The following is a 20,918-nucleotide window of genomic DNA, read 5'->3' on the forward strand; positions in this document are numbered from 1 at the left end:
CGGGGTGGCGGAGTCGCTGGCCCGCCACACGCTCGCTAGGGTTTGTTCGTCCGACGCCCAGGGCCGCATCCCGGCCCGCTGGAGGAGGTAACAATGGCCACGCACACCCCGGAGTCGGCCGCGCCGCAGGCGCCCCGCACCGCGGACCCGACGATCGGCAGGCTCGTCAACGACGCCCTGGTCGACGTCTCCACGCTGTTCCGCAGCGAGATCGCCCTGGCCAAGGCGGAGGTGACCAACGACGCGAAGAAGGCCGGCAAGGCCGGCGCCATGTTCGCCGCGGCAGGCTTCATCGCGGTCTTCGGCTTCCTGTTCCTGCTGCACACCATCGCGATGGGCATCATCGCGGTCGGGCTCGCACCCTGGCTCGCCTACCTCATCGTCACGCTCGTCCTCTTCCTCGTCGCAGGCATCCTCGGGCTCGTCGGCAAGAGCGCCCTCAAGGGCTTCAAGGGCAAGCCGGAGGCGGCCATCAACCAGGCCCAGAAGACCGTCGACGACCTCAAGCTCGCGGCGACGGGCGAGCGCACGGCCGCCCTGCGCCTGGCCGACCCGCACGCGCACGGCGCGACCGGCGTCAAGAAGTAGGTGCTCGGGCGGGCCCTGGCGGCCTCCAGCGCAATCACGGGCGCAGCAGCGGCACCGGTGTCGGGCGACACCGGTGCCGTTCTGGTGCCGGGGCCCTGGGAGCACCGGTTCGTCCCCGCCAACGGCACCCGGCTGCACGTCGCGCAGTCCGGCACCGGCCCGCTCGTGCTGCTCGTGCACGGATACCCGCAGTTCTGGTGGTCGTGGCGCGCGCAGCTACCCGCGCTCGCCGACGCCGGCTTCACCGCCGCCGCGGTCGATCTGCGGGGGCACGGGGCCTCGGACAAGCCGCCCCGCGGCTACGACCCCGGCACTTTGTGTGCCGACCTCGCGGCGCTCGTACGCAGCCTCGGGCACACGCGGGCGGTCGTCATCGGCCACGGCCTCGGCGGCTGGCTGGCCTGGGCGATGCCGCACCTGCATCCGCAGGTCGTCTCCGCCGTCGGTGTGCTCGCCATGCCGCATCCGCGGCTCCTGGGCCCCCGCACCCTCCCGTGGCGGTTGGCCAGGCCTATGTGGCAACGCCCGGTCCGCCGCGTCATCGGCGGACCGGCCTCCCGCCGCCTCGCCGATCCCGCGATCCTCGAAGAGTCTCTGCACCGCTGGTCGGCGCCCGGCGGGGCCTGGCCCTCGACCGAGGTCGTCGCCCGCTACAGCCAAGCCCTCGCGCTGCCGTTCACGTCCCGCTCGGCGACCGAGGCGCACCGCTGGCTCGCCGGCGCCCACCTGCATCCGGCAGGTCGGCGCCTGCTGCGCACGATCGGGCGCACGGTCGACGTCCCGGTGTTGCAGGTGCACGGCGCGCAAGATCCGCTGCTGCCCGCGGTTCTGGCCGCCCGCTCCAGCGGGTACGTCCGCGGCACCTACGAGTGGCACCGTCTGCCGGGCGTCGGCCACTTCGTGCAGGAGGAGGCGCCCGCCGCCGCGACTGCCATCCTGACCCGCTGGTTGGGCGGCGACCCAGACGACCAGGTGAGCGCCGACCAGCCGAGCCGCTGAGAAGTCGAGCCGCTGAGAAGTCCAGCCGCTGACCGTCAGGCCGCGCAGCGGCCCGTGCCCACGGGTGCGGAGGCCGCGCGCGCCTGGGCGAGCACCGGCTCCAGTTCGTTGTTGGTCAGGGCGTAGGCGGTCTGCGGGTCGTCCAGCGAGCGGGCGAAGATGACTCCGGCGACGCTGCCGTCGGTGCGCAACAGCGGCCCGCCGGAGTTGCCCGGCCGCACTCCGGCGCGCAGGGCGTACAGCTCCCGCGTCACCCCGCTGCGGCCGTAAATGTCGTCACCGCGCGCGTTCACCTCGCCGCGCACCCGGGCCGCCTGCACCCGGTACGGCCCGCCACCGGGGTAGCCGGCGACAACCGCCGAATCCCCGTGCGAGAGCGCGTCGCCCAATGGCAGTACCCGCGCCGAGGCGGGCAGGTTGGCGGAGAGCACCGCCAGGTCGCGGTCGGGATCGAAGGCGACGACCTCGGCGCTCACGCGACGCACCCCGTGCACGAGCGTCACCTGTTCGGCACCGGCGACGACGTGTGCGTTCGTCACCACCAGCCCCGGCCCCGCGACCCAGCCCGAGCCCTCCTGCGAGCGCCCGCAGGCCAGGGCCAGGGCGTCGACCTGCCACACCGAGTCGACCACGCCCTGGATCGCCGGGGTGTTGGCGGCCGCCTCGTCGGCCGGGTCGACCGGCACGATCGGCTCGGCCCGGATGCCGTCGAAGGCCCGCGGCACCCCGTACCGGTCCAGCGTGAGCAACACCCGGCCCAGCAGACGGTCGCTCTGCGGGGGCATCGCGCGGTCGATCGCCGAGAGCACTTGCGACTGCGAGATCGTCGCGCCGACCGTGTTCGGAGCGGCGCCGCGCAACAGGCCCGCACCGAACCACGCGATCGTGATGACCACCAGCACCGTGAGCACGCTGCCGAGCACGTCGTCGAGCGGCCCGATACCGCCGCGATGCAACCCGCGACGCAGGGGCCAGGCCAGGCGGGTCAGCAGCGATTGCCCGATCGTGCCGAGCACGAACAGGCCCACGACGAGCAGCAGCGGACCGGCCCACGGCGCCGCGAGCAGGCCGGAGTGGGCCTGCGCGGTGAAGTTCGCGATGGGCCCGGGCAGCAGCCACAACGCCAGCCCGGCGCCAACCAGGAAGCCCACGGCCGAGAACGCCGTCAGCACCAGCCCGCGGCGGTAACCGATCATCGCGTAGGCGGCGAACACCAGCGCCAACAGCGCGTCGAAGATCATCGGCGTCATGACGAGTCCACCTGCCGGGTGATGTCGTCGCTGGTCACGGGGCGTCCGTACCGCTGCGGTAGCGGCCGGGTGCGGGTGCTGTCCCACGCCCGCGTCAGGCCCGCCAGGTCGAAGGCCCCCGACAGCAGCGCCGCCGTGAACCCCCAGATGTAGAGGTCGTCCAGCTCGAACGCCGGGCCGCGGTAGCCGTTGGGATGGGTGGCGACGAAGCGCACCCCGGGGTCCAGCAGGCGGTCCAGCGGCACGCGCCGCACCGACTCCACCTCCTGCGGGGAACGCACGCTCAGGGCCGGCTCCAGCGCCGACCAACCCAGCACCGCGGTGACGACAGAGTTGCTGACCGGCACGTACACCGGCGGCAGGGTGCCGAACACGTCGACCCCCGCGGCGGCCAGGCCGACCTCCTCATGGGCTTCCCGCAGCGCCGCAGCGACCGGCCCGTCATCCTGCGGGTCGATGCGGCCGCCGGGAAAGGAGACCTGCCCCGCGTGGGCCCGCAGCCGCGACGACCGCTGGGTGAGTACGACGGAATCGCCCCCCGCCGCATCCGGGTAGAACAGCATGAGCACAGCCGACGCCCGGCCTCCGTCCCGAGGGGGGCTGAGCCGGCCAAGGTCGGCGGGGTCGACGTCGGTGGCGGCGGCAGCCAGCGCGTCGACCCACGTCGGCCGCGCCGAGTGCCTCACCGAGCCACCTGCTCGGACTCGAGCACCGCATCCTCGGCAGCCGGCTCCTCGACGGTCGGGCCTTTGACGAGCCGTGCGGCGGCGACCGGATCGGTGACCCCGATGCCGAACGACGGGCACCACTTGGCCACGGGGCAGGCGCCACACGCGGGGCGCTTGGCGTGACAGGTGCGCCGGCCGTGGAAGATCAGCACGTGGCTGGCCTGGGTCCAGTCGCGGCGCACCAGCAACTCACCGATCGCGTGCTCGACCTTGACGGGGTCGGTCTCCTCGGTCCAGCCGAAGCGCCGCACGAGGCGACCCACGTGGGTGTCGACAGTGATGCCGGGCACCCCGAAGGCGTTGCCGAGCACGACGTTGGCGGTCTTGCGGCCCACCCCCGGCAGCGTGACCAGGTCTCTCATTCGCCCGGGCACCTGCCCGTCGAATCGCTGCACGAGCTGGCCGGCCAGCTTGGTGATCGACTCCGCCTTGGCTCGGAAAATGCCCGTGGGGCGGATGATCTGCTCCACCTGCTCCCGGTCGGCCTCAGCCAGGGCCAGCGCATCGGGATACCGCGCGAAGAGCGCCGGGGTCACCGAGTTGACCGACACATCGGTGGTCTGGGCCGAGAGCACGGTCGCCACGAGCAACTGGAACGGGTCGGCGAAGTCCAGTTCGCAGTGCGCGTCGGGATAGCGCTGCGTGAGCACCCGAATCATCCGCCGCGCCCGCCGGGTACGTGCCAGCGGACTCTCCACGGAGACCGGCGTTGCTGCCGGAGCAGACGTGGTCGCGGAGGGCTCAGGAGGGGTCGCGGACGCAGGCGGCACACCGTGGACAGTAGGAGACACACCTGGGAAACCGCTGGCCACCGGGTCAGCGGAGCCTGCCTCTGGCACACTGGGCTTCGTGAACTACGACGTGGTTAGGCAGGCACCGCTGTTCAGCTCGCTGTCAGACGAGGACGCGGCCACGCTCCAGACGTCGATGACATCGGTCACACTCGACCGAGGCGAGGTCTTGTTTCGAGAGGGTGAGCGCGGCGACCGGCTGTATGTGCTGCACAACGGCAAGATCAAACTGGGGCGCACGAGTTCGGACGGCCGGGAGAACCTCGTGGCGATCATCGGCCCCGGCGAGATGTTCGGCGAACTGAGCATGTTCGACCCCGGCCCGCGCAGCGCGACGGCCACCGCCGTTGCCCGCTGCGACCTCATCAGCCTGGGGCACGACGCCTTCCACGCGTTCCTCTCCGACCGGCCGGCCGTCGCCCAGTCGCTGCTGGGAGCCCTGGCCCGCCGGCTGCGCCGCACCAACGACTCCCTGGCCGACCTCGTCTTCACCGACGTGCCCGGCCGCGTCGCCAAGGCCCTACTCGACCTCTCCCGCCGCTTCGGTCAGCCTGTCGACGGCGGCGTGCGGGTCGCCCACGACCTCACCCAGGAGGAGCTGGCCCAGCTCGTCGGCGCCTCGCGCGAGACGGTCAACAAGGCCCTCGCCGACTTCGCCGGACGCGGCTGGCTGCACCTGGAGCCGCGCGCCGTCGTCCTGCACGACACCGAGCGCCTCGCCCGCCGGTCTCGCTGAGCCGAACGCGCCGCTGAGCCGGTCTCGCCGAGCCGACCTCGCCGCTGAGCCGGTCTCGCCGAGCCGGTGGTCGGCCGCCTGTCGAGCGCCGCTCAGTGGCTCCGCAGGTACTCCAGTTGAGCGCGGACGCTCTGCCGTGCCGCCGGCCACACCTCCTGCGGCGCATCCTGATACACAGTCCGCACCACGTGCTCGACCAAGGCCTCCAACTCCCCCGCCTCGGGGTCGTCGTCGGCCTGCGGGACGGGACGGTCGGCCAGCACGGCGCGCACCTGGTCGAGGCGCTCGCGCCGGTGGTCGAGGTAGTAGTCGATGACGCCGGTGACATCGGCTCCGGAGAACGGAGCCGCGTGGCCGGGCAGGATCACCTCGACCGGGTGCTGCGGGTCAGTCGCCAAGTCGCGCAGTCGGGCCAGGCTCGCCAGGTAAGCGCCGAGGTCGCCGTCGGGCCAGGTGACCACCGTCGTGCCGCGGCCCAAAATCGTGTCGCCGGTCAGCAGCGCCCCCAACTGCGGTACGTGGAAGCAGTAGGAGTCCATCGTGTGCCCCGGGGTGGGGACCGCCACGACCCGAAGCCCCTCGACCTCGATGTCGAACGTCGGCGCCGTCCCTTCGGCCGTTTCTTCGGCCGTTTCTTCGGCGGTGGCCGGCCGGTCGCGGCCGGGAAAGTGCACCGGGGCCCCGGTCAGCTGCGCGAAGCGCTCGACGCCTTCGAGATGGTCGAGATGGTGGTGGGTCACGAGAATCGCCGCGATCCGCACCCCCCGCTCCCGCGCGGCGGCGATCACGGCATCCAGGTGCCCGGGCAGCTGCGGCCCGGGGTCGACGACCACGGCCTCGCCCGCGCCGGGGGCGTGCAGCAGCCACGTGTTGGTGCCCTCATGGGTCATCGCCGACTCGTTCGGCGCCAGCACGCAGAGCACGCCGGGGGCGACCTCGCCACCGTCCCAGCGCCGCTCCCACGAGCCCGGCAGCCCCGGTGGTCCGCCGGAGGTGGGTGGTGGTGTCGAGGTCACGAGGCCTCCTCGCTCCCGGGCTCACAGACGAGCACGAGGTCGTCGCCGCGCTGGTCCAGCCGCGGCTCGATCCGCGGCAGCGGCACCGCGGGCGGCGGCGCGGCGAGCAGGGTGCGCACGTTCGGGATCGTCGCCAGCGCGCGCACCTGATCCTGCGTGGGCGGCAGCAGGATGATCGCGCCGTCGTCGAACTGCGCGAGCAGGTCGGCCGGCCGCTCCCAGCCGGCGGTCACAGCCTCGCTGGTTCGTCCGTCGGGTTCTTGCCCGTGGGGCACCCGGGCCGCGAAAAAGAAAGTGTCGTAGCGCCGGGTCTCGAACTGCGGGGTGACCCAGCGGGCCCGGGGAGCCAGGAGCTCGGTCCGTAGCGCGAGCCCGTGGTCGTCCAGCACCTGCGCGAACGCCACCTCGCGGGTGACCAGAGCCTCCCGCAGCCCCTGCCAGGTCGGGCCGCGCAGCTGGGCGGGCGGCTCGCCGCGGTCGTCGCCGGCGAGCAGCACCCCGCACTCCTCGAAGACCTCCCGGGCGGCGGCCACGACGAGGCGACGCGCGAGGGGCTCGGGCACGCCGAGCAGCCGCGCCCATTGCGCGGGCGTGGGCCCCCGCCACGGCAGCGCCGGGTCTTCGTCGCGCGGGTCGACTCCCCCGCCGGGAAAGACGGTGACATCGGGGGCGAACGCCATCGACGCCGCCCGCCGCATCATCCATACCTGCACGCCTCCAGCTGCCTCCCCCGACGCAGCACCGTCCTGCTCGTCGCGGACGAGCAGGACGGTGGCGGCGGGTTTGACCGGCGGCGCCTGCGGCGGATTCGGCCCGAGCCACGCCGCCGCTTTGGCGCGCAGGCCGGCCGGCAGCGCGAACTCCAGCGGCTGCGTCACCCCAGACCTCAGTCGTCGGCGAGCGCGACGATGACGTCGACCTCGACCGGCACGTCGAGCGGCAGCACTGCGACGCCGACGGCGCTGCGGGCGTGCTGGCCGCCCTCACCGAAGGCGAGCGCGAACAGCTCCGAGGCGCCGTTGATGACGCCCGGCACGCCCGTGAAGGAGGGGTCGGCCGCGACGAAGCCGCCGACCTTGACGACCGAAACGACCTTGTCGAGGTCGGTGACCGAGGCGATCGCGGCGAGCGCGTTGAGCGCACACACCTCCGCGAGCTTCTTGGCGTCCTCGGGCGAGACCAGCCCTTCGCCCACTCCGACCTTGCCGGTCTGCAGCGGCTTGCCGTCGACCATCGGCACCTGCCCCGAGACGTAGATGCGCCGACCGTCGAGCTTGGCCGGCACGTAGGCCGCGACCGGGGGCACGAGTTGCGGAACCTTCAGCCCGATGCCGGCGAGCCGCTCTTCTACCTGTCCCATGAATTACTCCTTCGGTCGCTTGAAGTAGGCAACGAGATTGCCGTCGGGCATGACGACGGTCTGCACGAGCTCCCAGCCGTCCTCACCCCAGTTGTTCAGGATCTGTTGCGTGGCGTGCACGATGAGCGGCGCCGTTGCGTATTCCCACTTGGCCATGGGCGTCACTCTAGCCAGCCTCCTCGGTGCGATGCGCGGCTCGCGCCCGCGTCCCGGCTCCTAGACTTCTGGCCATGTCGCACGCATCGCCCGAGCAGGCGCAGGAGATCGCTCCCGACGCACCGGGGCACCCCGACTGGTCGCGGGTCCGGTTGCACGTCGTGACCGGCAAGGGCGGCGCGGGCAAGACGACGGTCGCGGCCGCGTTGGCGCTGACGCTGGCCAGCCTCGGTGCCCGGGTGTTGTTGTGCGAGGTGGAGGGACGTCAGGGCGTCTCCCAGGCGCTCGACGTGCCTCCCCTGGCGACCACCGAGGAGCGCATCATGCGCGTCTCCGGCGGGGGCGAGGTGTGGGGTCTGGCCGTCGAGGCCAAAGCGGCGCTCATCGAGTACCTGTCGATCTTCTACCACCTGGGTTCGGCCGGCGGCATTCTCGAACGCCTCGGCGCCATCGACTTCGCCACGACGGTCGCGCCCGGAGTCCGCGATGTGCTGAGCATCGGCAAGGTGTACGAGGCCACCGGGCGCCAGGGCGACCGGGCCTACGACGCGGTGGTGCTCGACGCCCCGCCGACCGGCCGGGTGCTGCCCTTCCTCAACGTCAACCAAGAGGTAGCGCAGCTGACCAAGGTCGGCCCGATCAGCCGGCAGGCCGAGTCGATCTCGCGGTTGCTGCGCTCGCCGAGGTGCAAAGTGCACGTCGTGACCCTGCTCGAGGAGATGCCGGTGCAGGAGACCATCGACGCCGTCGGGGAGTTGCGCGCCGAGGGCTTCGGCGTGGGCGCGGTGATCGTCAATCAGGCCCGGTCGGCATACTTCGAGCCGGAGCAGAGCGAGCGGATCCGCGACGGCGCAGTGCCGGCCACGGCCGTCGCGACGGCGCTCGCGCAGGTGGGCCTGGGCGGCCTGGGTGGGATGGACAACGGCTCGGCCGCCGCCGGCGCGCCGCCGGGCACCGTGGCCGCGCAGGCGTTGCTGAGGCAGGCCCGCGCCAACGTCGAGCGGATCGAGTTGGAAGACACCCAGCTCACGCAATTGGAGGAGCTCGACGTGCCGATCCACATGCTGCCGCACGTGCTGGACCCGACGGGCGCCAGCAGCGTGCGCGAGTTGGCCCAGGAGTTGGCGGATCAGGCGGTGTGGGGATGAGCGCGACGACCGGATCGGCCCAGCTGCGCTCCCGCGCGGCCCGCCCGAGCAGCGCCCCCACGCTGGCGTTCGACGACCTGCTCGACGACCGAGCCACCAGGGTCATCGTGTGCTGCGGCTCCGGCGGCGTCGGCAAGACGACCTCCACCGCGGCGTTGGCGCTGCGCGCCGCCGAGCGCGGCCGTCGGGTGGCCGTGATGACGATCGATCCTGCGCGTCGACTGGCCCAATCGCTGGGTCTGCAGGAGCTGGACAACAGCCCGCGGGCGGTGGTCGGCGTCGGCTCCGACGGCGGCAGCCTCGACGCGATGATGCTGGACATGAAGCGGACCTTCGACGAGGTCGTGCAGGCGCACGCCACGCCGGAGAAGGCCGAACAGATCCTGGCCAACCCCTTCTATATCGCGCTCTCCAGCTCGTTCGCGGGCACGCAGGAGTACATGGCGATGGAGAAGCTGTGGCAGCTGCACGCCGAACGCGGCCCCGACGGCGCCCCGCGCTGGGACCTCATCGTGGTCGACACGCCGCCGTCGCGCTCGGCCCTGGACTTCCTCGACGCCCCCGAACGCCTCGGCAGCTTTCTCGACGGGCGGTTCATCCGGTTGCTGCTCGCCCCGGCCAAGGTCGGTGGCCGCGCCTACTTCAAGGTCGTCTCCAAGAGCATGGGTGTCGCGCGGGGGGCACTGGCGCGCATCTTGGGCACCCAGCTGCTCGACGACGTGCAGACGCTGGTCTCGGCGCTCGACACGATGTTCGGCGGCTTCCGGGAGCGGGCCGAGCACACCTACGCGCTGCTGCAGCAGCCGGGAACGGCCTTCGTCGTCGTCGCCTCGCCGGAGCGGGACGCGATGCGCGAGGCCGGCTACTTCGTCGAGCGGCTACGGGCCGATGCGATGCCGCTGGCCGGGGTCGTAGTCAATCGCATGGTCGTCACGCCCCTGCCACAGCTGGAGGCGGCAGAGGCCGAGCGGCTGGCCGAGCGTCTGGCGGAGCAGTTGGCCGACGCCGGAGAAGATGCCGGGCGAGACTCCGCAGACGCCGTCTCCGGTGACGAGGCGCGCTCGCTGCTGCCGGGACTGCTGGCGCTGCACGCGGACGCGGCCCGCACGGCCGTGCGCCACCGCGAAGCGGCACGACGGTTCGCCGATCGCCACCCGGGGGTGCCGCTGGTGGAGGTGCCGCTGGCCGCGGTCGATGTGCACGACGTGGCGGGACTGCGCACCATCGGTGCCGCGCTGGCGGGAGTCGCCTCGGACGTCGAGGCCTGATCAGGCGCTGACTGCGCCGCGAGGGGCGCTGCGCTGAAATAGCCGCCAGGGGCGCTGCGCTGAAATACCGGATGGGCGCCGCGTGGGCTCAGGCAGATTCCTGGCAGTCCAGGCCGCGCTCGAACAGCGCCTTCCAGGAGGGTACGGACGGGTGCCGGCGGAGCATCGCGCGGCGCTCCCGCTCGGTCATGCCACCCCAGACTCCGAACTCGGTGCGGTTGTCGAGTGCGTCGGCGAGGCACTCGCGGACCACGGGGCAGCGCAGACATATCTGCTTGGCCTGCTGCTGCGCAGCTCCTTGCACAAACAATGCGTCGGGCTCGCCCTTGCTGCAGGCGGCCATCGGTGCCCAGTCTTCAACAAGCCTGGACTGACGACGCCGCATCGGCGCTGATGAGATCGTCACTGTGGGCCCCTTGTTCGAACTTAAACCCCCACGGGGTTCTTCCGAGTCCGGCACGGCAAGTTCTTGAGCAAACATAACGCGGCGATGCGTAAACCCGATCTTGCCCCAACACCTCGATGATGGCACAGATTCACCGACGGGTCACTCCCCAACCACTGCCCATTTTCTCGACCACCCCGGGTGTGCGCCGAGCGGACGCCCGCACGCCACGAACGGTCGTCGACCCGGACCATGGCGCGCCAATCGGTTGCATGCAAGCCCGGTCCCGCCGCACGTGCGAGGCCAGACGCGACTGCTGAGCAATGTCAACGATGCGGTCACAAGCGGCTACCGCGCCGCACAGGGGATGCTGGTTGTCAGTGCGGCGGTTTACCCTGGGCCAATGAACTCCGTACCAGGCGACCCGTCGCATCCAGCGTCGGGGTCCTCGACCACGCCCGGTTCTCCGTCGTCGGCGACCGGGCGTTCCGGTGCGACCGCGGCGGGTGGCAAGCCCTCCCGATCCGCAGGGTCGCGCGGCGGCAAGTCGAGCGTGGGCAACGCCTTCAGTCTGCTTGGTGCGTTCGTGGCACTGTCGATGGTCGCCGGCCTCCTCGGGGCCGGCATCTTCGTGCCGGTCGTGGGCCTTGCCGGCCTGACCGCCAAGGAGGCCATCGGCACGTTCGATTCGCTGCCTGCGGAGTTCACCGCCTCCCCGATGGCCCAACAGTCCGAGATCCTGGCCAAGGACGGCACGGTCCTGGCCACGCTGTACGAAGAGAACCGCACGGTCGTCCCGCTCGACAAGATCGCGCCGATCATGCAAGACGCACAGATCGCGATCGAGGATGACCGCTTCTACGAGCACGGCGGGGTCGACGCCCGCGGCATCGCACGAGCGCTCTTCCAGACGTTGCAGGGTGACAAGCAGGGCGCCTCGACGATCACGCAGCAGTACGTCAAGCAAACCCGGGTCTACACGGCGCTGAAGGAAGAAGACGACCAGGCAGCGGAGGCCGCGCAGGCACGTGGCGGCATCCCCGGCATCGTGCGCAAGCTGCAGGAGGCCAAGTACTCCATCGCTCTGGAGGAGAAGCTCTCCAAGAAACAGATCCTCGAGGGCTACCTCAACCTCATCTACTACGGCGCCGGCGCCTACGGTGTCGAGGCCGCCGCAATGCGTTACTTCGGGGTGTCCGCGGCCGATCTCAGCCTGCCGCAGGCTGCGATGATCGCGGGCATGGCTCAGCGGCCCGGCGCCACCGACCCGTTCCAGTACCCGGACCGGGCCAAGGCCCGCCGTGACGACGTGCTGCAGCGCATGCGAGACACGGGCAAGATCTCGACGCAGCGGATGCGACAGGCGATGCGCACCTCCATCGAGTTGAACCCGACGAGGGGGCAGGCTTCCTGCCCGGCGTCGAAAGACCCGTACTTCTGCGACTTCGTCAAGGCGTGGCTCATGGAGCAGCCGGGTCTGGGCGACACTCCGGCCGAGCGGGAGAAGCGCATCTACCGGGGCGGCCTGAAGATCGAGACGACATACGATCTGGCACTCAACGAGCAGGTCAAGAAGACCCTCGAGCAGCGACTGCCGGTCGGCAACCGCGCCGGCCGCGGCACCGCCGCGGCAGTCGTGGAGCCGGGCACCGGGCACATCGTGGCGCTGGCGCAGAACACCGACTACGCCACGGGCCAGAGCAAGGAGTTCGGCAAGACCTCGGTCAACTGGACCGTTGACCAGCGCTACGGCGGCTCGGCCGGCTTCCAGATCGGTTCGACGGCCAAGATGTTCGCCGTCGTCACCGCGATGGAGAAGGGCCTGAGCGCCGGCACGAATGTCTACGCTCCGGCAGACGGCACCCGGTTCAGCGCGGGCCGTCTCGGCGGCACCGAGTGCGGTTACACGGGCAGCTTCGCCCCGAGCAACGCGGAGAGCCGCGAGCAGGGCAATATGACGCTCGCGCACGCCGCCGCGATGTCCGTCAACACCGCCTTCGTGCAACTGGCCAGCATGGTCGGCGTCTGCAACGAGCGCGCAACGATGAAGAAGATGGGCCTGCACACCGCCACCGGCGGCGAGTACGGGGAGTCGGGCATGGCGGCCGTCATCCTCGGCGCCGACAACGCTTCGCCGCTGACCGTGGCCTCGGCGTACGCCACGCTGGCGGCCGGCGGCAAGCGCTGCGACCCGGTGCCGGTCACGAAGATCACCGACTTCAACGGGCAGGGCTTCAAGGTCAGCGACGGCAACTGCGAGCAGGTGCTCGACCCGAATGTCGCCTACCGCGCCACGCGCATCCTGACCGGCGTGTGGGAGGGCACCGGCCGCAACGTGGGCCGTCCCGACGGGCGGGCCGCCGCCGGCAAGACCGGCACCACCGACCGCAGCATGCAGACGTGGTTCGCGGGCTTCACGCCGCAGCGGGCCGGTGCTGTATGGGTGGGCACCCCCGACCCACCGCGCCCGATGCCGGGCGTCTACGGCGCAACCTACGCCGGGCCGCTGTGGCGCGACGTCATCGCCGCCACGAGCAAGGGCTTGCCGCGCGAGCAGTTCCGGGTCATCAGCGCCGACGGCAACAGCAGCTCCGACCAGATCGAGGTGCCCAACGTCATCGGGCGCTCCGAGAACTCGGCGACGCGGCGCCTGCAGGAGGCCGGGTTCAAGGTGAACGTCGCCTCGCGCAAGGTGCGGGCCAACACCATCCCGTGGGGTCGGGTCGCCGACACCTCCCTCGAGGCCGGTGAGATCGCCCCCAAGGGCGAGACCGTCACGCTGTACCTGTCCCGCGGCATCCCGGCTGCGCAGCAGGCCAACAACCGCACTCCCCGCTCGACCGCCACGCGCAACAGCACCGGCACCCCGAGCCCGAGTTCGCCGGACGACAGCGCCAGCCCGAGCCCGACCAACTGATGGGGGCGCTGCTGCGCGCTGCGGGTGGGCTCGCCGTGGCCGGCGCGGGGGGACTTGCGTACGCCGGGCTGGTGGAGCGTAATGCCTACGCCCTGCGTACGTTCGACCTGCCGGTTTTGCCGGTGGGGGCGCAGCCCATCCGGGTGCTGCACTTCTCCGACCTGCACCTCATGCCCGGCCAGCGCCGCAAGATGCGCTGGGTGCGCGGGCTCGCGCGGCTCGAGCCGGACATGGTCGTCAACACCGGCGACAACATCGCGCACCCGGAGTCGATCGAGCCGCTGCTGCATGCGATGGAGCCCTACCTGGACCGGCCGGGGGCGTTCGTCCTCGGCTCCAACGACTACTTCGCGCCGGGCCGACGCAATCCGTTCGACTACGTGCGCAAGCGCGCGGTCAAGCCGACGACGCCGCGGCTGCCGACCGCTGAGCTCGTGCGCGGGCTGGCCGAACACGGCTGGGCGGACCTGACGAATGCCCGCGGCTCGCTGCGGGTCAACGACACCGCCCTCGAGCTGGTGGGGGTCGACGATCCGCACCTGAACTACGACCGTTACGACGCGGTGGCGGGCGCACCTGACCTGGCCGCGGACCTCAAGGTGGGCATCTGCCACGCGCCGTACACGCGGGTGCTCGACTCGATGACGCGTGACGGGGCGCAACTGCTCATCGCGGGCCACACGCACGGCGGGCAGCTGGCGCTGCCGATCTGGGGCGCCTTGGTCACCAACTGCGACCTGGACACTCGCCGCGCCAAGGGCGTCTCCCGCTGGTGGCCGGGAGCCAACGGCATCCCCTCGGAGCGGGGCCCGCAAGGCTCGGCGTGGATGCACGTCTCCGCCGGGTTGGGCACGTCGCCCTACGTGCCGTTCCGGTTCGCGTGCCGCCCCGAGGCGAGCCTGCTGACCCTGGTCCCCACCGACTACTGACCGGCCCGCCGTTCAGTGTCACCGCCCCTGCGTCAGCCTCGTGACACAGGGCAAGACGGCACCCGAACCCGATTCGGTGCGCGGGCCCCTCGTCGGCTATCGTAGGGCGGGCGCCGAGCCCCGGATGGATCGCTCGGACCAGGCCACGGGGTGTGGCGCAGCTTGGTAGCGCGCTTCGTTCGGGACGAAGAGGTCGCAGGTTCAAATCCTGTCACCCCGACACATAGGGCTCTGATCGCACACACGCGATCAGAGCCCTTTCGCTTGGGTCGGCGGAGCGCAGAGTGCCACCGCCGCGTCGGCTGCGGCAGGGTCGCGGCACATCGTGTGGGGCCTTCGAGGTTCTCCCCCGGAGGAATTCGCCGCCCCGCACGATGCGCCGCAACCCGCCCAACCACCGAGACGAGGCATGCGCCAGCGTCAGCTCACAGCACTCGTCATCTGGCCTTTCGACCTGCGAACCACGAGTTTGAGCATTCCCTGGGAGCGTCCCGACAGGTGAGCCGGGTCACGCCACGTGGTGGCACCGTTCCGCGGCGGCCGAACAACGCCGATCGCTCAGAATCCGTCCGTCGCCCGCGGCGCGGCCTTGCCCGTTTCGCGCTGTTGCAGGTCCTTGCTGAGGAGCTCGCCGATCTGGGCGACGTTCAGGGCGCTGCCGCGACGCAGATTGTCGCCGACCACGAAGAATTCGATGCTGTTGGGGAAGTCCACGGACTGGCGCATGCGGCCGACGAAGGTGGGATCCGAGCCGACGACGTCGGTGGGCGTCGGCCACTCGTCGTGGGCCGGGTCGTCGAGCACCACGACGCTGGGGGCATGCACGAGGGCGTTGCGGGCCTCCTCGACCCCCAGGGGGCGTCGGAACGTGGCGTGCACAGCCACCGAGTGGCCGATGACCACGGGGACCTGCACGCAGGTGGCGGCCACCAACAGGTCGGGCACACCGAGGACCCGACGGATCTCGGTGCGGATCTTCAACTCCTCCGAGCTCCACCCGTCGTCGCACAGCGTGCCCGCCCACGGCACCACGTTGTAGGCCAGCGGAGCCGGGAAGGGCGACTCCGGCGGCAACCCCGTCGCGACCCGCCGGCGCACCCCGCCCGTGTGGGTGCCGACCCCGGCGGTGTGCGACAAGGCGTCGGCCTCGGCGTAGAGCCGCGCCATGCCTTTGTGCCCCATTCCGGAGGCGGACTGGTACGTCGCCACCACCAACTCGACGAGCTCCCACCCGGAGTGCAGCGGCCACAGGGCGTCGATCAGCGTCAACGTCGTGCTGTTCGGGCTCGCGACGATGCCCCGGGGTCGGTTCTTCACCTGCGAAGGGTTGATCTCCGGCACGATGAGCGGCACGCCCGGCTCCGAGCGGTAGGCGCTGGTGGCGTCGATAACGGCCGTGCCGCGATCGACCGCCCGCGGAATCCACTCTCGAGCCACCTGCGTGGGCACGTCGAAGATCGCGGCGTCGACGCCATCGAAGCTGTCAGCGCCCAAGGTCTGCACGACGACGTCCTCGCCCCGCACCTGCAGCACCTTGCCGGCCGAACGCTCCGAGGCGATGAGCCGGATTTCACCCCAGACGTCCACTCGCTCGGACAGCAACTGCAGCAGCACACCGCCCACGGCGCCGGTGGCTCCCACCACCGCCAGCGTGGGCTTGCTGCGTTCGTTCATCGTCCGGTGCCCCCGTAGACGATCGCCTCCCCGTCGGCCGAATCGAGCCCGAACGCGCTGTGCACGGCGCGCACGCCGTCGTCGAGCTGGTCGTCGCGGGTCACCACCGAGATGCGGATCTCCGAGGTCGAGATCATCTCGATGTTGATGTTCGCCTCCGACAGGGCGCGGAAGAACGTGGCGCTCACGCCGGGGTTGGAGCGCATGCCGGCGCCGATCAGCGAGAGCTTGCCGATGTGGTCGTCGTACAGCAGCGACTCGAAGCCGATCTGGTCGCGCACCCGGTCGAGGGCCTGCACGACGTGCTGGCCGTCGGACTTGGGCAGGGTGAAGGAGATGTCGGTGCGGCCCGTCTCGGCCGCGGACACGTTCTGCACGATCATGTCGATGTTGGCCTCGGTCTCGGCGACGACGCGGAAGATCTGCGCCGCCATGCCGGGGTGGTCGGGCACTCCGACGACGGTGATCTTGGCCTCGCCGCGGTCGTGCGCGACGCCGGCGATGATGGGGGCCTCCACGGCTTCTCCTTCTGCTGGCTTGTCCGTGATGAGCGTGCCGTCCTTGTGGGAGAAGGACGAGCGCACGTGGATCGGGATGTTGTAGCGGCGGGCGTACTCCACGCACCGCAGCATGAGGATCTTGGCGCCGTTGGCGGCCATCTCGAGCATCTCGTCGGTGGAGAGGCGCTCGAGCCGGCGGGCGGCGGGCACGATCCGCGGGTCGGCGGTGAAGACGCCGTCGACGTCGGTGTAGATCTCGCACACGTCGGCGTTCAGAGCCGCGGCCAGCGCCACGGCGGTGGTGTCGGAGCCGCCGCGGCCGAGCGTTGTGATGTTCTTCGTCGTCTGGCTGACGCCCTGGAAGCCCGCGACGATCGCGATGTGCCCCTCGTCGAGGGCGCTGCGGATGCGGCCGGGAGTGACATCGATGATGCGGGCCTTGCCGTGCACCTCATCGGTGATGACTCCGGCCTGCGAGCCGGTGAACGACTGCGCCGTGTGACCCAGGGAGGCGATCGCCATCGCGAGCACCGCCATCGATATCCGCTCCCCTGCCGTCAGCAGCATGTCGAGCTCGCGTGCCGGCGGCAGCGGGCTGACCTGCTTGGCGAGGTCGAGGAGGTCGTCCGTGGTGTCACCCATCGCCGACACCACGACGCACACGTCGTGGCCGGCGCGTCGGGTCTCCACGATCCGCCGGGCCACGCGCTTGACGCTGTCGGCATCGGACACCGACGAACCGCCGAACTTCTGCACGACCAGGCTCACGACACACTCCGCTGGGGGATCGGGGACAAAACGACGTCGCAGGAAGTCTAATCCGCCCGCGGTTCGAACCTCCCGTTGCTCGAATCGCGGGACGGGATGCCGATGGGAACTGGGGGCGTTTGCGGCCGCCGCGGTCTCGAAACGCAGTGGGAGCCAGCCCGGCTGGTGTGGCAGAGGAGGTGGGCCGTGGTCGGCGCCGTCTCCACCGCGCTTCCTGCCGGGCTGCCTGCCGGACTGCCTGCCGGACTGCCTGCCGGACTCCCTGCCACGCGCCCGGTCGCCGTCGAGTTGGCCGATGTGAGCCGGCGGGCGGACTCCTATCCGGGCCTGCAGCGGGCGCAGGTGCGCATCGCCGCCGGGTCGGTGACGGCGGTGAGCGGCGAGCCGGGCAGCGGGGCGCACACCCTACTCGGGCTCATCGCCACCCAACTCGCCCCGACCACTGGGCGGGTGCTGCTCAACGGTCACGACACGCGCGCGGCGAGGGTCGCGGCCCGCGCCGTCGTCGGGTGGGTGCCGGCGGACCCCGTCGACTGGGGCCGGTTGCGGGTGCAAGAGGTGCTGGAGACGGTGTTGCGGGCGCAGGGGGTCCCCCGGCGGGAGGCGCGGCGGCGGCTGCGAACGCTGCTGACCGCCGCCGATCTCATCTACCACGCGCGAGTGCCGGCCACGGACCTGCCGCGGCGGCTGTCCCGCCGCCTGACGTTGGCGTGCGCGGTGGCGCACGGGCCCCGGGTGCTGGTGTTGGAGGCACCCTTCGCGGGGCTGCCGGCGGCCGAGCGGGCGGAGGTCGTGGCGGGGCTGCGCGGGCTGGCGGCCCGCGGGGTCGCGGTGGTGCTGGGCGCGGATCCGCAGGTCGATGTCGACGACGTCGCCGACCGGATACTCGTGCTGCGCGGCGGCCGCATCGCTGCCTCCCACGATCTGGTCGGGTTGCCGCGTCCGACGCGGTGGCGCATCGTCGCCGACGACGCGGACGCCCTGCGTGCCGGCCTCGACACCCTGGGTGTCGAACACGTCGACGTCGCCGGGCCCGACGTCATCGACCCGGACGCGGTCGACCCCGACAGCGGCTCACCTCGGGGCTCGGCGCAGGGCCCGACGCGGGACTCGACGCTCGACGCCGGGGGCCGCGCCGGAGGGCCGGCCTCGGCGTTCGACCTCACCGATCCGCAGGCGCCGACGGTCGTCGAGGTCGTGCTGGCCCAAGACCAGGACGCCACCGAGCTGCTCACCGCGCTCGTGCGCGCCGGGATCCCGATCCGCGGGTTCCTGCCGCCGACGGCCATCGGATCCGTTGGGGACGTCGGGGCCGCGGGAAGCCCGGGAACATGGCCCTCTCGACCGGACTCCGAACCGTCCACGCACACCGCCGCGTCCGCGCACACCGTCGTGCAGGCGCCCGAGCAGTGCCCGGCTGCGGGGCCTGCCGGGCGGCCGCCGGACGCACCGAGCGGTCCATCGCCGGACGCATCGAGGCAATCCCCGCCGGTCGCGCCGAGCGGGCCTACGCAGGGGGACCCGTCGTGACCGGGGCACCGTGGCACGGTCCGGCCGGTCACGGGGCGACTGGTGGGAGCGCGACCGATTCCGGTGTGGCCGACTCCGGTGTGGCCGACTCCGGTGTGGCCGGCTCTGGTGTGGCCGGCTCTGGTGTGGCCGACGGTGGTGTGGCCGACGGTGCGGCGAGGCCGTCGGCCGCCGCGCGGGTGTTGCGAGAGCGGGCGCCCGAGCAGTTGACCCGACGGGAGCTGCGCGAACGGGCGGCGCTTCGGGAGCAGCGCGCCCACCCGCTCCGGCCCCGTTGGCCTCGTCTGAGCTGGCCCCGTCTGGCGCGGCGGGCTCGCGCGAGCGGCGAGGCGGCTGCGACAACGCCGGCATCCGCTGGGGCCGGGCATACACCCGCCGGCCACGCTTCCCCCGACAGCAGTCACGCCTCCCCCGTCGGCCGCGCCTCCCCGAACAGAGCGTCGGGTGGCCACCGCTCCGGCGCCGCCGGGCTGTCGGGTCGCGCGCAGGCGGTGCTGGGTCGGGTGCTGCCCGGCGGCTTCGGCGGCGATGGGCCGCCGAGGGTGGGGCCCGCTCTGGTCGGGGTCATGCTCGCGGCGCAGCTCCATGCGCTGCGCTGGTGGCGGACGCCCCGGCTGGTCGTGACGTTCGTCGTAGCTCTGGCCGGGGCGTACGCGCTGCTCGGTCTGGCGTGGGTCGCGACGGGCGGCCGCGTCGGGGTGATGTTGGGGCTCGTGTCGTTCGCGGCGCTGGTCGCGGTCGTGCTCGCCGTCCCGGCGCTGGCCTGCTCAGCGGTCGCGGGCGACCGGGATCGTGGGGTGCTGCCGGTGCTGCAGCTCACGGCCCTCTCCGGGGGGCAGTTGATGCTCGGCGCCTGGGTGGCCGCCTGCGGGGTCGGGCTGCTGGCCCTGCTGCTCGGCGCCCCGGTGTTGCTGGTCGCGGCGGTGCTCGACGGGACCGGGCTGGCGGCACCGCTGGCCACCGTCGCGGCGCTGGTCACCGCGACGGGTTGCGCGGGTGCCCTGGGAGTCTTCGCGGGAGCCTCGATCCGCCGCGGCCCGGCCGCGATGGCCTTGACGCAGGTGCTGGTCGCGGTGCTGTCGGTCGGCACGCTGATCGGCTACGCGGTGCTCGTCGCGATGACCCCACAGACCACACAGGCACCTGTGCGGGTTGCGGCGGTCACGCTGGACCCGGCCCTGGGCGGCACCGCGCCGGAGGGAGGGACACCGGTGGCGGACGAGCACGGCTGCGTCCTCGTAGAGCGAGACATCACCCGCTTCCGCAGCGACCGAGTGTGGCCGGTCCTAGCGTTCAGCCCGTTCGTCACGCTCGCCGACGCCTTGGGAGCCGGGCCCGAGCGTCCGAGCGTTGTCAACGCGCTCAGCGACGCCATCCGGGGCACCCGCGCCGCCCCCGGCGACGAGCCGGTGGAGAACTGCCCAGGGCGCCCCGTCGATGAGGCGTCAGCAGGCTCGGAGGCGCCGGCGGGCGGGCCGGTGTGGCCCTTCGGGGTGGCAGTCTCGCTGCTGCTGACCGGCGCGCTGCTCTGGCTCTCGGCTCGCCGGCTGCGCACTCCGCAGGATCGGGTCGGGCACGCGCCGGGCTCTTGGCGGCACCGGGTGGCCCGACTCCCGGGGCTGCGACGATTCGCCGACGACTAGGGGCGTGCGATTGCCATCGCCGGCCAGGTCGTCGGGGCAGGCGGCCAGGGTCGGCGCGGACAGGCGTCTGCGCGTCTAGGCGTCCGCGGCCAGGCGTCGGCGGCCAGGCGCCTGCGCGGACAGGGTCGGCGCGGACAGGGTCGGCGCGGACAGGGTCGGCGCGGACAGGGTCGGCGCGGACAGGGTCGGCGCGGACAGGCGTCCGCGGCCAGGATTTCGGCCAGCACCTGCGCAGCCAGGCGTGCCGGTGGCACTGCGGTGGGGTGGCTGAGCGCTCTACCTCGCGAGGAGACGACCGTGGGTCGGGCTGCGTCGATTGTCTCGGGCTCGGACGGCCCGCATGGGTGCGCCCCACAGCCCAAACGCTATGTGATGCAGATCACTCCCCCTGGGCGTCGACGATGGCCACGAGATTGCTTGCGTCCCAACGAAACTCATCGCCTCTTTAGTGAAACTGAATCCCCCTGCGCTGCAATGGATTTCAACTATTAATAGCGTTGCTGTTACAAATCCTGTTCGATAGTGTTTCCGG

19 protein-coding genes and 1 tRNA gene are annotated in these 20,918 nt (G+C 71.9%); 10 read left to right on the forward strand and 10 right to left on the reverse strand.

Going from position 1 to position 20,918, the window contains the following annotated elements; genetic code table 11:
- The first annotated feature begins 93 nt into the window (after nt 1-93).
- Both KILIM_RS16180 and KILIM_RS16185 read left to right on the forward strand, forming a co-directional pair.
- Nucleotides 94-588 (forward strand): phage holin family protein, encoded by a 495-nt coding sequence (locus KILIM_RS16180; RefSeq protein WP_006593803.1) that lies wholly within the window; start codon nt 94-96, stop codon nt 586-588.
- A complete protein-coding gene (locus KILIM_RS16185; RefSeq protein ID WP_006593804.1) occupies nt 589-1,587 on the forward strand; it encodes an alpha/beta fold hydrolase in 999 nt (332 codons plus the stop codon).
- Between the two features lie 35 nt (nt 1,588-1,622).
- On the opposite strand, the gene KILIM_RS16190 is transcribed toward KILIM_RS16185, so the two are convergent.
- The 3 genes from KILIM_RS16190 to nth are packed head-to-tail and all read right to left on the reverse strand — an operon-like array spanning nt 1,623 to nt 4,224.
- Entirely contained in the window at nt 1,623-2,837 is a 1,215-nt protein-coding gene (locus KILIM_RS16190) for a MarP family serine protease (protein ID WP_006593805.1), read from the reverse strand.
- Nucleotides 2,834-3,523 carry an NUDIX hydrolase gene (locus tag KILIM_RS16195; RefSeq protein ID WP_006593806.1) on the reverse strand — a complete coding sequence of 230 codons (690 nt, stop codon included), beginning with the start codon at nt 3,521-3,523 and terminating at the stop codon, nt 2,834-2,836. Before KILIM_RS16195 ends, KILIM_RS16190 begins: the two co-directional genes overlap by 4 nt.
- The gene (nth, locus tag KILIM_RS16200; RefSeq protein WP_006593807.1) at nt 3,520-4,224 is read right to left on the reverse strand and encodes an endonuclease III; all 705 of its coding nucleotides are present in this window, start codon (nt 4,222-4,224) and stop codon (nt 3,520-3,522) included. Before nth ends, KILIM_RS16195 begins: the two co-directional genes overlap by 4 nt.
- Before the next feature lie 190 nt (nt 4,225-4,414).
- On the opposite strand from nth, the gene KILIM_RS16205 reads away from it, so the two are divergent.
- On the forward strand, nt 4,415-5,092 hold the full coding sequence (locus tag KILIM_RS16205) for a Crp/Fnr family transcriptional regulator (protein WP_006593808.1): 678 nt from the start codon (nt 4,415-4,417) through the stop codon (nt 5,090-5,092).
- A gap of 92 nt (nt 5,093-5,184) precedes the next feature.
- On the opposite strand, the gene KILIM_RS16210 is transcribed toward KILIM_RS16205, so the two are convergent.
- From KILIM_RS16210 to sp36, 4 genes are read right to left on the reverse strand one after another with little or no spacing between them, the layout of a single operon-like run.
- Nucleotides 5,185-6,108 (reverse strand): MBL fold metallo-hydrolase, encoded by a 924-nt coding sequence (locus KILIM_RS16210; RefSeq protein ID WP_006593809.1) that lies wholly within the window; start codon nt 6,106-6,108, stop codon nt 5,185-5,187.
- Nucleotides 6,105-6,986 carry an NUDIX hydrolase gene (locus KILIM_RS16215; protein WP_006593810.1) on the reverse strand — a complete coding sequence of 294 codons (882 nt, stop codon included), beginning with the start codon at nt 6,984-6,986 and terminating at the stop codon, nt 6,105-6,107. The genes KILIM_RS16210 and KILIM_RS16215 overlap by 4 nt, the downstream gene beginning before the upstream one ends.
- Before the next feature lie 8 nt (nt 6,987-6,994).
- A complete protein-coding gene (locus KILIM_RS16220; RefSeq protein WP_006593811.1) occupies nt 6,995-7,468 on the reverse strand; it encodes a RidA family protein in 474 nt (157 codons plus the stop codon).
- Between the two features lie 3 nt (nt 7,469-7,471).
- Nucleotides 7,472-7,624: a Sp36 family protein gene (gene sp36, locus KILIM_RS23725; protein ID WP_085956018.1), complete on the reverse strand. Its 153-nt coding sequence runs from the start codon at nt 7,622-7,624 to the stop codon at nt 7,472-7,474.
- Nucleotides 7,625-7,698: 74 nt separating this feature from the next.
- On the opposite strand from sp36, the gene KILIM_RS16225 reads away from it, so the two are divergent.
- The gene (locus KILIM_RS16225; RefSeq protein WP_006593813.1) at nt 7,699-8,772 is read left to right on the forward strand and encodes an ArsA-related P-loop ATPase; all 1,074 of its coding nucleotides are present in this window, start codon (nt 7,699-7,701) and stop codon (nt 8,770-8,772) included.
- Nucleotides 8,769-10,040, forward strand: coding sequence for an ArsA family ATPase (gene bagB, locus KILIM_RS16230; RefSeq protein ID WP_006593814.1), 1,272 nt, complete (start codon nt 8,769-8,771; stop codon nt 10,038-10,040). The genes KILIM_RS16225 and bagB overlap by 4 nt, the downstream gene beginning before the upstream one ends.
- 88 nt (nt 10,041-10,128) lie before the next feature.
- Here the strand turns inward: bagB and KILIM_RS16235 are convergent, their stop codons facing one another.
- Nucleotides 10,129-10,383 carry a WhiB family transcriptional regulator gene (locus KILIM_RS16235; RefSeq protein WP_006593815.1) on the reverse strand — a complete coding sequence of 85 codons (255 nt, stop codon included), beginning with the start codon at nt 10,381-10,383 and terminating at the stop codon, nt 10,129-10,131.
- 628 nt (nt 10,384-11,011) lie between these two features.
- On the opposite strand from KILIM_RS16235, the gene KILIM_RS16240 reads away from it, so the two are divergent.
- The 3 genes from KILIM_RS16240 to KILIM_RS16250 all read left to right on the forward strand — a co-directional run bounded on the left by KILIM_RS16240 (nt 11,012) and on the right by KILIM_RS16250 (nt 14,491).
- Nucleotides 11,012-13,342 (forward strand): transglycosylase domain-containing protein, encoded by a 2,331-nt coding sequence (locus KILIM_RS16240; protein ID WP_169330771.1) that lies wholly within the window; start codon nt 11,012-11,014, stop codon nt 13,340-13,342.
- Entirely contained in the window at nt 13,342-14,271 is a 930-nt protein-coding gene (locus KILIM_RS16245) for a metallophosphoesterase (RefSeq protein ID WP_006593817.1), read from the forward strand. The genes KILIM_RS16240 and KILIM_RS16245 overlap by 1 nt, the downstream gene beginning before the upstream one ends.
- A 146-nt stretch (nt 14,272-14,417) precedes the next feature.
- Nucleotides 14,418-14,491, forward strand: a tRNA-Pro gene (locus KILIM_RS16250).
- Between the two features lie 338 nt (nt 14,492-14,829).
- Here KILIM_RS16250 and KILIM_RS16255 read toward each other — a convergent pair.
- Nucleotides 14,830-15,945 (reverse strand): aspartate-semialdehyde dehydrogenase, encoded by a 1,116-nt coding sequence (locus KILIM_RS16255; protein WP_006593818.1) that lies wholly within the window; start codon nt 15,943-15,945, stop codon nt 14,830-14,832.
- Nucleotides 15,942-17,213 (reverse strand): aspartate kinase, encoded by a 1,272-nt coding sequence (locus KILIM_RS16260; protein WP_006593819.1) that lies wholly within the window; start codon nt 17,211-17,213, stop codon nt 15,942-15,944. Before KILIM_RS16260 ends, KILIM_RS16255 begins: the two co-directional genes overlap by 4 nt.
- Nucleotides 17,214-17,399: 186 nt before the next feature.
- On the opposite strand from KILIM_RS16260, the gene KILIM_RS22610 reads away from it, so the two are divergent.
- Both KILIM_RS22610 and KILIM_RS24110 read left to right on the forward strand, forming a co-directional pair.
- Complete coding sequence (locus KILIM_RS22610; RefSeq protein ID WP_006593820.1) at nt 17,400-18,743, forward strand: ATP-binding cassette domain-containing protein; 1,344 nt, start codon at nt 17,400-17,402, stop codon at nt 18,741-18,743.
- The gene (locus KILIM_RS24110; protein ID WP_006593821.1) at nt 18,740-20,386 is read left to right on the forward strand and encodes a hypothetical protein; all 1,647 of its coding nucleotides are present in this window, start codon (nt 18,740-18,742) and stop codon (nt 20,384-20,386) included. Before KILIM_RS22610 ends, KILIM_RS24110 begins: the two co-directional genes overlap by 4 nt.
- Nucleotides 20,387-20,918: the final 532 nt, after the last annotated feature.

Source organism: Kineosphaera limosa NBRC 100340 (assembly GCF_000298215.1).
In the GTDB taxonomy this organism is placed as follows: domain Bacteria; phylum Actinomycetota; class Actinomycetes; order Actinomycetales; family Dermatophilaceae; genus Kineosphaera; species Kineosphaera limosa.